This window comes from Streptomyces beihaiensis (genome assembly GCF_026274175.1).
In the GTDB taxonomy this organism is placed as follows: domain Bacteria; phylum Actinomycetota; class Actinomycetes; order Streptomycetales; family Streptomycetaceae; genus Streptomyces; species Streptomyces beihaiensis.
This window is the reverse complement of the sequence record NZ_JAPHNL010000114.1, coordinates 1-9463: the sequence shown is the minus strand read 5'-3', so window position 1 is coordinate 9463 and position 9463 is coordinate 1. Positions and strand designations below refer to the sequence as shown.

The window sequence follows — 9463 nt, the reverse complement described above, 5'->3', positions numbered from 1 at the left end:
TGGCCGGCCGGGGCGGCACGGCGGGGGCCGCCGGGGCCGCCGGCTCCTCCACCGACACGCCGAAGTCCGTGGCGATGCCCGCCAGGCCGTCGGCGTAGCCCTGGCCGACCGCGCGGGCCTTCCAGGCGCCGCCGCGCCGGTACACCTCCATGACCACAAGGGCCGTCTCCGCGCCGAGCCGCGGCGGGGTGAAGGTGGCCAGCACCGAGCCGTCGTCCGCGCTGCGGATGGTGGCCGTCGGCTCGATGCCCTGGAAGGTCTGGCCCGCGGCGTCGGGGCTCGCGGTGACGACGATCTTGTCGATCTCCGGCGGGACGGCGGCCGTGTCCACGGTGACCGAGTCCGGGGACGCGCCCCCGCCCGACGTGTACGTCACACCGGGGCCCGAGGGCTGGTTGTAGAAGATGAAGTCGTCGTCCGAGCGCACCTTGCCGTCGGCCGTGAGCAGCAGGCCCGATACGTCGAGCCGCACGGGCGCCGTGACGTCCACCGCCACGCGCTGCGCCGTGAGCGGGATGTTCGAGCCGGGGGTCATAGCTGTCATGCCAGCAGTAACGAGCAAAACCGCTTTACCGTTCCCTTACCGAAGGCTTTTCTTCTCCCGCTCTCCTCCCGCCACGGCGCGACGGCCGGTCACTGCCACGGCCAGCGCGCGTCACGCCCGGCCTCCAGCAGGGACACCAGGCGGAACGCCGCGTCGGTCAGCCCGCCGAAGACGTGCCGGTTCGCCGTGCCGGACGGCGCGTGACCGGCCCGGTACCCCGCCAGGTTCCGCGTGTAGACCGGTACGCGCGCCGGGACCTGGGCCGTCGGGTCACCGTGGTGGCTGTACGCCGCCTGCTCGTCGGTCACGATCAGCACCCGGTCGTGGCCGCGGTAGTGGCGGCGTACCGCCTCCGTGGTGTTCGTGCCGCCCAGGTCGCCGAAGCGGTCCAGGGTCTTCAGAACGGACTCGCCGGCGGGAATCGAACCCGCAACCGCCCGGTCCAAGGAAGTACCCGTCGTCTGCGCACCGGGCACGCACCGTCCGCCGCGCCTCCCGAGATCGAGGTGGCCACGGTTTTCGCCTGCTGAAGCAGGAAGTAACCGTGGCCGGCGCACCGGGAGGTGCGTCAGTTCTTTCGCTGTCCAGAGTTCAAGGCCGGCGGAACCGACAGTTGGTGCTCTGGCCACTGAGCTACTCCGGCAGGGAATGCCGGAGACGGGATTCGAACCCGCGACCTCCCCGTGATGAGCGGAAGTAGGTCCTGCCTGTCGCACCTGGACGAGAAAGACTGTAGGGGGGCGTGCACCGGCCACGCCACGCATTAATTCCGTGCGGGATTCAGCACTGTCGCTTCCACGGCCCCGTGATCGCCAGCATGATGCCGGGCGTCTGGATGTTCGCGAACAGCGTGTCGCCGTCCGGCGAGAACGTCACGCCCGTGAACTCGCTGTACTCGGGCTCCGCCCCGGTGCCGATGTTCAGCTCGTTGCGCGCGATCGGGTACGTACGACCGCTGTCGGTGGCGCCGAACAGGTGCTGGACTCCGTCGCCGTCCTCGCAGACGACCAGGCCGCCGTACGGGGAGACGGTGATGTTGTCCGGGCCGTCGAAGGCGCCGTCGCGGGACGGGTCGGGGTCGGCGTCCAGGCGCACCTTGAGGGTCAGCGTGCGGCGCCGGGGGTTGTAGAACCAGACCTGCCCGTCGTGCTGGACCGGGCTCTCCTCGCGGGCGAAGGAGCAGACGACGTACGCGCCGTCGTCGCCCCACCACATGCCCTCCAGCTTGCGGGCGCGGGTGACCTCGCCGTCCGTGAACTGCTTGCGGACCGAGACCGACCTGGCGTCGCGGTCGGGGACGTCCACCCAGTCGACGCCGTAGACCGTGCCGGGCTTGGTGGCACGGGAGAGGTCGTCGACGAAACGGCCGCCCGAGTCGAAGCACCTGAATGCCTGCAGGACGCCCGCGTCGTCGGCGAGCGTGCGCAGCCTGCCGCGGCCGTGCTCGAAGCCCTTGGGCGGCGTCCAGCGGTAGAGCAGGCCGTTCGGGCCCGATGCGTCCTCGGTGAGGTAGGCGTGGCCGCGCTTGGGGTCGACGACGACGGCCTCGTGCTCGAAGCGGCCCAGCGCCTTGACCGGCCGGGGGTCCCGGTTGGCGCGGCGGTCGTGGGGGTCGACCTCGAAGACGTAGCCGTGGTCCTTGGTGAAGCCGTGGTCACCGGCTTTGTCCTCGGTCTCCTCGCAGGTCAGCCAGGTTCCCCAGGAGGTCCTGCCGCCGGCGCAGTTGGTGGCGGTACCGGCGATGCCGACCCACTCGGCGACGGCCCCGCCGGGGCGGACCTCGACGACGGTGCAGCCGCCGGAGGCCGCCGGGTCGTAGACGAGCCCCTCGGCGAGCGGTACCGGGTGCGGCCAGTCGGAGCGCGGGCCCTTCAGCTCGTGGTTGTTGACGAGGAGCGTGGCACCGCGCGGGCCCGCGAAGGCGGCGGTGCCGTCGTGGTGGGAGGGCGTGAACTCGCCGGATTCCAGTCTGGTCCTGCCGCCGTAGGTGATGATCTCGTACGAGAAACCCTCGGGCAGCGCCAGGATGCCTTCGGGGTCGGGCCGCAGCGGACCGTAGCCGGGCCGGTCGTGGTGGTCGTGGTGGTCGCCGCCGTTGCCGTGGTCGCGGCCTCCCGGTTCCGTGGCCGCGAGGGCGCCCGGCGCGGTGGCGAGGGCGGCGGCGGATCCGGCCAGCGCGAATCCGGCGCCGGTGGCCGCCGACCGTCTGGCGAAGTCCCTGCGAGTGAGCGACATGGTGGCTGTCTCCTGCCGTTCGGGGTGGGTGGGCGGGGTGGCGGTCCCGGGTGCGGCTTTACCTTCTCTTGGACATATAAACGATGGTTGAACACCGCCCTACGCCTGAGGAGCTCGCTGCCATGCCTTCCGTCAACCTCCCGTCGACCGGCCGTCGCGTCCTTGTGAGCGGCGCCTCCCGCGGGCTCGGGCGCGCCCTGGCGCGCGCGTTCGCCGCCAACGGAGATCGGGTGGCCGTGCATTACGGTTCACGCGAGGCCGACGCCCGCGCCACACTCGACTCGCTCACGGGTGGCGGACACGTCCTGGTCGGCGGGGACATCGGCGACCCGCGGGGCGCGGCGGCGGTCGCCGAGCGGGCCGCGGAGGGGCTCGGCGGCGTCGACGTGCTGGTGAACAACGCGGCCGTGAACGTGGCGCATCCGCCCGCCACCACCCCGTACGAGGAGTGGTCGCGGCAGTGGCAGAGCCATGTGGCGGTGAATCTGCTCGCCGTGGCGAACCTGAGTCACCTGGCGGCGCGGCGCATGATCGAGCAGGGCACGGGCGGGCGGATCGTCAACGTCGGGTCGCGCGGCGCCTTCAAGGGCGAGCCCGACCATCCGGCGTACGGCGCGACCAAGGCCGCGGTGCACGCGCTCGGCCAGTCGCTCGCCGTGGCCCTCGCGCCGCACGGGATCGCGGTGGCCTCGGTGGCGCCGGGATTCATCGAGACGGAACGGGTGGCCGAGCGCCTGACGGACGCGGTGCGAGCACAGAGCCCGTTCGGCCGGGTCGCGGCGCCCGAGGAGGTCGCGGAGGCCGTGCTGTGGCTGGCGTCACCGGGCGCGCAGTGGGCGTCGGGAACCGTACTCGACCTCAACGGGGCGTCCTATCTGAGGACTTGAGGTCCGAGGGCGTGGGATGTGGGGGCTTGAGACCTGAGGGCTTGGGCCTGAAGGCTTGGGTCCTGGGGAGGTCGACGGGCGGGGCGGGAGGCGATGGGAATTGCCACCGCCACCGCCACCCGCCGTCCGTCCGCCTCGCCGGCCGCCGTCGCCCGCCTCAGCCGCCCGTCGCCGACCGCGCCTTGAACGCCGCCTTGCGGGCCTCCTTGGCCACCTTCTTGTCCGGGTGCAGGCGGCCCATCGCCTCCAGGACGTCCGCCGTCGCGGGGTGGTCGACGCGCCAGGCAGCCGCGAAGAAGCCGCTGTGCTGGGCGGCCAGGCCCTCCACCAGCCCCTGGAGCTCGTCCGAGTTGCCCTCCAGGGACAGTTGTGCGGCGATCGTGTCGACGGTGAGCCAGAAGACGAGGTCCTGCGAGGGCGCGGGCACGTCCGTCGCGCCGTGCTCGGCTAGCCACACTCGGGCCAGACCGCCCAGTTCGGGGTCGTCGAGGACCTCGCGCAGCGCGGGTTCGGCCTCGGTTCCGGCCAGCGACAGGGCCTGCTGGCAGCGCAGGCGGCGCAGTGGCGCGCCGGGGTCGGTGCCGCGCGCCGCCGCCAGCAACTCCCGTGCCGCGCCCAGGGGTTCGCGCCGGGCGAGCCACTGCTCGATCTCGGCCTGTGCCGCGGCCTGCGGGAACGTGGCCGTTCCGTCGAGGAGGGCGTCGGCGCCCTTGTCGACGAGGTCGCCGACGGCCGGGGCGTCGATGCCCGCCTCGAGCATGCGGGCGCGGATGCCGTACAGGCCGAGCGGGGTGAGCTTGACCATGCCGTAGCGGGAGACGTCGGCGTCGTCGACAGGCGCGGCGGCCGCGGCGGCCGGGTCGTCGGCGTCGAGCATCAAAGACTCGTCGACCGGCTGGAACTCCACGAGCCCGATCGGGGCGAGCAGTCGGAACTGGTCGTCGAGGCGGAGCATCGCGTCCGACACCTGTTCCAGGACGTCGTCGCTGGGCTCACCCATGTCGTCGGGGACGATCATCGACGCGGCGAGCGCGGGCAGCGGCACGGCCTCGTCGCCGGGCCCGTCCTCGCTGACGGTCAGCAGGTACAGATTGCCGAGCACGCCCTCCAGGAACTCGGCCTCCGCCTCCGGGTCCCAGTCCAGCTGCGAGAAATCGATCTCGCCGCCGCCTTCGACGTCCATGGCGTCGACCAGGTCGTCGAGGTCGGGCACGCTCGCGTCGGCGAGCACGGCGTCGAGGGCGACGAGCCACAGGCCGAGGATGTCGGCGGGCGTGCCGGAGGTGAGGGTGCCGAGTTCCTCGCCGACGGTGACGGTGCCCTCCTCCTCGTCGACGATCTCGACCAGGCCGGTGTCGACGGCCACGCGCCACGCCTCGCTCGCGCAGGCGGCGGCGTCGCCGTCGTCGGCGGCCTCGGACGCGGCGAGCCCCAGTTCGGCGGCGGCCGCGGGCAGTTGCTCGTCGACCAGTTCGCCGCCCGCGCCGACTCGGGTCTCGGGCCCGGCCCATCGGGCGAGCCGCACCGCGCGCGACAGGAGAGGGGCGGCGAGGGCTTCCCGCGCCAGTTCCACATCGGCGGGCAGCCGCACCGGCGGCAGGGGGGAGCTGTCTGACATCGGCGGGTTCTCCTCAGGACTACGTTGCGACCGCTCAGCCTAGACGGATTCGCCCCCTTACTGCTGCTTCATGTACTCGTCATCTCCCGTACGCCGCCCGACCTCCTGGGAAGCCTTGACAACTCCCGCACACAGACAGGAGATTGACGCGCGTAGAAAAGCGGCGGGAAAGTCACACTCCGTTCCCGCCGCCGTTTGCTCCACCCTCGTCCCGGCGCTCACCCACATCGTCCCCGGAGGGATTCTCTTGCCGAGCTCATCCAGAACGCCCCGACGCTCCCGCTCGCGCCTCGCCGCGCTCGCCGTCGCCACCGCCACCACCGCCTCGTACGCCGTGCTCGTGGCGTCGCCCGCGCACGCCGCCACGGTCGCCATCCACGACATCCAGGGCACCACCCGAATATCCCCGTACAACGGGAAGCCCGTCACGGGTGTGACGGGCGTGGTGACCGGGGTCAGGTCGTACGGCTCGTCCAAGGGTTTCTGGTTCCAGGACACGACGCCCGACAACAACCCCGCCACCAGCGAGGGCATCTTCGTCTACACCCGCTCCACGCCGACGGTGAGGAAGGGCGACTCCGTTCGGGTCTCCGGGACCGTCTCCGAGTACGTGCCCGGCGGCGTCTCGTCCGGCAACCAGTCGGTCACCGAGATCACCCACCCGTCGGTGACCGTGGTGTCGTCCGGCAACCGCGTGCCGGTCACGCGGATCTCCGCCTGGTCCGTCCCGTCCGCGTACACGCGCAAGGGCAAGCCGTCCGACGGCGGTTCGATCAACGGCCTGCGGCTGAAGCCGTGGAAGTACGCGCTCGACTACTACGAGTCGCTCGAGGGCATGAACGTGGAGATCGGTTCCTCGCGCGTGATCACCCCCTCCAACAAGTACGCGGAGCTGTGGGTCACGGTGAAGCCGTGCCAGCACCCCACGGCACGCGGCGGTGTGCTGTACGGCTCCTACCGGTCGCAGAACTCCGGGCGGCTGCTGATCGAGACACTCGGGTCGAAGTCCGCCTTCCCCACGGCCGACGTGGGTGATGTGCTCTCCGGGACGACCGAGGGCCCGCTCGACTACAACCAGTACGGCGGCTACACGCTGGTGGCCGACAAGCTGGGTACGGTCGACTCCATGGGCCTGGCCCGGGAGACGACCCGCAAGCAGGCCCACGACCAGCTGGCCGTGGCCACGTACAACGTGGAGAACCTGGACCCGTCCGACTCCACCTTCGCCGCGCACGCCTCCGCGATCGTCAACAACCTCCAGTCGCCGGACATCCTGTCCCTGGAGGAGATCCAGGACAACGACGGCGCCACGAACGACGGCGTGGTCGCCGCCGACCAGACCGTGACCAAGCTGATCGACGCGATCGTCGCGGCGGGCGGTCCGAAGTACGACTGGCGCTCCATCGACCCGGTCGACGACAAGGACGGCGGCCAACCGGGCGGCAACATCCGCAACGTCTTCCTGTTCAACCCCGCGCGCGTGTCGTTCGTCGACCGTCCGGGCGGCGACGCCACCACCGCGGACAGCGTCATCGACAACGGCGGCAAGGCGGAGCTCGCCCAGTCGCCCGGCCGGATCGACCCGGCCAACTCCGCCTGGAACAGCAGCCGCAAGCCGCTGCTGGGCCAGTTCGTCTTCCGCGGCAAGACGGTCTTCGTGGTCTCCAACCACCTCGCCGCCAAGCTCGGCGACCAGGCGCTGCACTCCCAGTACCAGCCGCCCACGCGCAGCTCCGAGACGCAGCGTCACGCGCAGGCGACGCTCGTGAACTCCTTCGTGAAGGACATCCTCGCGGTCCAGAAGGACGCGAACGTGATCGCGCTCGGCGACATGAACGACTACGAGTTCTCCGGCACGGCGCACCGCCTGGAGAACGGCGGCGCCCTCTGGTCGGCGATCAAGTCGCTTCCGAAGAACGAGCGTTACACGTACGAGTACCAGGGCAATGCCCAGGTACTCGACCAGATCCTGATCAGCCCGGCGATCAAGGCGAAGGGCGCGTTCGCCTACGACAGCGTGCACATCAACAGCGAGTTCCACGACCAGGTGAGCGACCACGACCCGCAGGTGCTGCGCCTGCGGCCGTGACCGGCGCCCGGCGGACGACTGAGTGGGTACGACGACGGCCCGCGCCGGAAGGTCTCTTCCGGCGCGGGCCGCTCGGTTGAGGCCGCGGGTCAGTTGTGGCTGTGCAGGACCTCGTTGAGGCCGCCCCAGACCGCGTTGTTGGGGCGGGCCTCGACGGTGCCGGTGACCGAGTTGCGGCGGAAGAGGATGTTCGAGGCGCCGGAGAGGTCGCGGGCCTTGACGATCTGGCCGTCGGGCATGGTCACGCGGGTGCCCGCGGTGACGTACAGGCCGGCCTCGACCACGCACTCGTCACCGAGCGCGATGCCGACGCCCGCCTCGGCGCCGACGAGGCAGCGCTCGCCGACGGTGATGCGGACGTTGCCGCCGCCGGAGAGGGTGCCCATGGTGGAGGCGCCGCCGCCGATGTCGGAGCCGTCGCCGATGACGACGCCCGCGGAGATGCGGCCCTCGATCATCGAGGTGCCGAGCGTGCCCGCGTTGAAGTTGACGAAGCCCTCGTGCATGACGGTGGTGCCCTCGGCGAGGTGAGCGCCGAGGCGGACCCGGTCGGCGTCGGCGATGCGCACGCCCTTGGGGGCGACGTAGTCGGTCATGCGGGGGAACTTGTCGACCGAGGTGACCTGGAGGTGCAGGCCCTCGGCGCGGGCGTTCAGGCGGACCTTCTCCAGGTCGTCGACGGCGACCGGGCCGAGCGAGGTCCAGGCGACGTTGGCGAGGAAGCCGAACATGCCGTCCAGGTTCTGGCCGTGCGGCTTGACCAGGCGGTGCGAGAGCAGGTGCAGGCGCAGGTAGACGTCGTGGGCGTCGAGCGGCTTGTCGTCGAGGGACGCGATGACCGTACGCACGGCCACGACCTCGACACCGCGCCGGGCGTCGGCCCCGATCGCCTTCGCGGCACCCTCGCCGAGCAGCTCCACGGCCTTGTCGGCGGACAGTCGCTCGGAGCCGGCCGGGCCGAGGCCCTCGGCAGTCACGTCGACCAGCTCGGGGGCGGGGAACCAGGTGTCGAGAACGGTGCCGTCGGCGGTGACGGTGGCGAGGCCCGCGGCGACGGCGCCGGTGGTGCGAGTAGCAGTCGTGTCGGTCATGGGCCCAACTTAATCGGGGCGGGGGCGGGGAAGCGAACCCGCGGGGGCCACGTCTCAGGGAGCGGGCGGGGCAGGCCGCTCACGGGATCATGCGCGACAGCATCTCGCGCGCGTAGTCCTCGTCGTAGACCTGGTCGGTGAGCAGGACCTGCAGGCAGATGCCGTCCATCAGGGCGCACAGGGCCCGCGCGGTGACGGGGTCTGTGCGTTCGGCCAGGACGGCGGAGAGCTCCTGGCACCATTCGGCGGCGACGGGCCGCAGCACAGGTCTGCGCAGGGCCGCGAGGTACAGCTCGTACTCCAGCTCCACGCCGACCCGGTCCCCCGCGAGCCACTCGCCGAGCAGTCCGGCCAGCTCGGCGGGCAGGTCCGCGCGCGGGTCCCGGATGGCGCCGTGCGCCGCGACGACCTTGGCGAACCCCTCGTTGGCCTGCCGCAGCGCCGCCACGAGCAGCTCGTCCAGGGTCGCGAAGTGGTATGTGGTCGAGCCCAGCGGCACGTCGGCCTCGCGGGCGGCGCTGCGGTGGCTGAGCCCGGCGATGCCCTTGGCGCCGACGACCCGGATCGCCGCGTCGATGATCCGCTGCCGCCGCTCGGGGTCGTAGCGCCTGGCCGCCATCAGTGCGCACCGCCCAGGTTGAGCAGGACGACACCGGCGATGACGAGCACGATCCCGGCGGCCTTGGCCACGGTCAGCCCCTCCCCCAGGAACAGTGTGCCGATCACCGCGATGACGGCGGTGCCGGTGCCCGCCCAGATCGCGTACGCGGTGCCGATCTGCACGGTCCGCAGGGTCTGCGCGAGCAGCGCGAACGCGACCAGGTACCCGGCGACCGTCACCAGCGACGGCCACAGGCGGCTGAACCCGTCGCTGTACTTCATCGCGGTGGTGGCGCCCACCTCGGCGGCGATGGCGCCGGCCAGCAGCACGTATCCCATGCGTACGAGTGTACATATCGATGCGTACGGGCGTACACAAACAGCGAACAGACGGGCGGC

8 protein-coding genes and 1 pseudogene are annotated in these 9463 nt (G+C 71.6%); 2 read left to right on the top strand and 7 right to left on the bottom strand.

Annotated features, from left to right (window positions below; all coding sequences use genetic code 11):
• From OFY01_RS13055 to OFY01_RS13045, 3 genes and pseudogenes are all read right to left on the bottom strand, one after another.
• On the bottom strand, nucleotides 1-535 hold a 535-nt coding region (locus OFY01_RS13055), incomplete at its 3' end, for a TerD family protein (protein ID WP_266599457.1).
• A 98-nt stretch (nucleotides 536-633) separates the two neighbouring features.
• Nucleotides 634-957: pseudogene (locus tag OFY01_RS13050) on the bottom strand (TROVE domain-containing protein); the annotation flags it as partial.
• A gap of 367 nt (nucleotides 958-1324) precedes the next feature.
• Entirely contained in the window at nucleotides 1325-2779 is a 1455-nt protein-coding gene (locus tag OFY01_RS13045; protein ID WP_266599455.1) for an alkaline phosphatase PhoX, read from the bottom strand.
• A gap of 122 nt (nucleotides 2780-2901) precedes the next feature.
• On the opposite strand from OFY01_RS13045, the gene OFY01_RS13040 reads away from it, so the two are divergent.
• A complete protein-coding gene (locus tag OFY01_RS13040) occupies nucleotides 2902-3666 on the top strand; it encodes an SDR family NAD(P)-dependent oxidoreductase (RefSeq protein ID WP_266599453.1) in 765 nt (254 codons plus the stop codon).
• A 157-nt stretch (nucleotides 3667-3823) separates the two neighbouring features.
• On the opposite strand, the gene OFY01_RS13035 is transcribed toward OFY01_RS13040, so the two are convergent.
• Nucleotides 3824-5284, bottom strand: coding sequence for a hypothetical protein (locus tag OFY01_RS13035; RefSeq protein ID WP_266599451.1), 1461 nt, complete (start codon nucleotides 5282-5284; stop codon nucleotides 3824-3826).
• 70 nt (nucleotides 5285-5354) lie between these two features.
• Here OFY01_RS13035 and OFY01_RS13030 point away from each other — a divergent pair, with 70 nt between their 5' ends.
• Entirely contained in the window at nucleotides 5355-7373 is a 2019-nt protein-coding gene (locus OFY01_RS13030; protein WP_266599449.1) for an endonuclease/exonuclease/phosphatase family protein, read from the top strand.
• 89 nt (nucleotides 7374-7462) lie between these two features.
• On the opposite strand, the gene dapD is transcribed toward OFY01_RS13030, so the two are convergent.
• From dapD to OFY01_RS13015, 3 genes are all read right to left on the bottom strand, one after another.
• The gene (gene dapD, locus OFY01_RS13025; protein WP_266599447.1) at nucleotides 7463-8464 is read right to left on the bottom strand and encodes a 2,3,4,5-tetrahydropyridine-2,6-dicarboxylate N-succinyltransferase; all 1002 of its coding nucleotides are present in this window, start codon (nucleotides 8462-8464) and stop codon (nucleotides 7463-7465) included.
• 79 nt (nucleotides 8465-8543) lie between these two features.
• Nucleotides 8544-9083: a TetR/AcrR family transcriptional regulator gene (locus OFY01_RS13020; RefSeq protein ID WP_266599445.1), complete on the bottom strand. Its 540-nt coding sequence runs from the start codon at nucleotides 9081-9083 to the stop codon at nucleotides 8544-8546.
• Nucleotides 9083-9403, bottom strand: a complete 321-nt coding sequence (locus OFY01_RS13015; protein ID WP_266599443.1) for a DMT family transporter — start codon at nucleotides 9401-9403, stop codon at nucleotides 9083-9085. Before OFY01_RS13015 ends, OFY01_RS13020 begins: the two co-directional genes overlap by 1 nt.
• Nucleotides 9404-9463: the final 60 nt, after the last annotated feature.

What these genes read in the sequence shown, in the direction of transcription:
- OFY01_RS13040 (WP_266599453.1), top strand. Translation starts at nt 2,902, where the DNA reads ATGCCTTCCGTCAACCTCCCGTCGACCGGCCGTCGCGTCCTTGTGAGC.
- OFY01_RS13020 (WP_266599445.1), bottom strand. Translation starts at nt 9,083, where the DNA reads ATGGCGGCCAGGCGCTACGACCCCGAGCGGCGGCAGCGGATCATCGAC.
- OFY01_RS13035 (WP_266599451.1), bottom strand. Translation starts at nt 5,284, where the DNA reads ATGTCAGACAGCTCCCCCCTGCCGCCGGTGCGGCTGCCCGCCGATGTG.
- OFY01_RS13015 (WP_266599443.1), bottom strand. Translation starts at nt 9,403, where the DNA reads ATGGGATACGTGCTGCTGGCCGGCGCCATCGCCGCCGAGGTGGGCGCC.
- OFY01_RS13045 (WP_266599455.1), bottom strand. Translation starts at nt 2,779, where the DNA reads ATGTCGCTCACTCGCAGGGACTTCGCCAGACGGTCGGCGGCCACCGGC.
- OFY01_RS13030 (WP_266599449.1), top strand. Translation starts at nt 5,355, where the DNA reads ATGTACTCGTCATCTCCCGTACGCCGCCCGACCTCCTGGGAAGCCTTG.
- dapD (WP_266599447.1), bottom strand. Translation starts at nt 8,464, where the DNA reads ATGACCGACACGACTGCTACTCGCACCACCGGCGCCGTCGCCGCGGGC.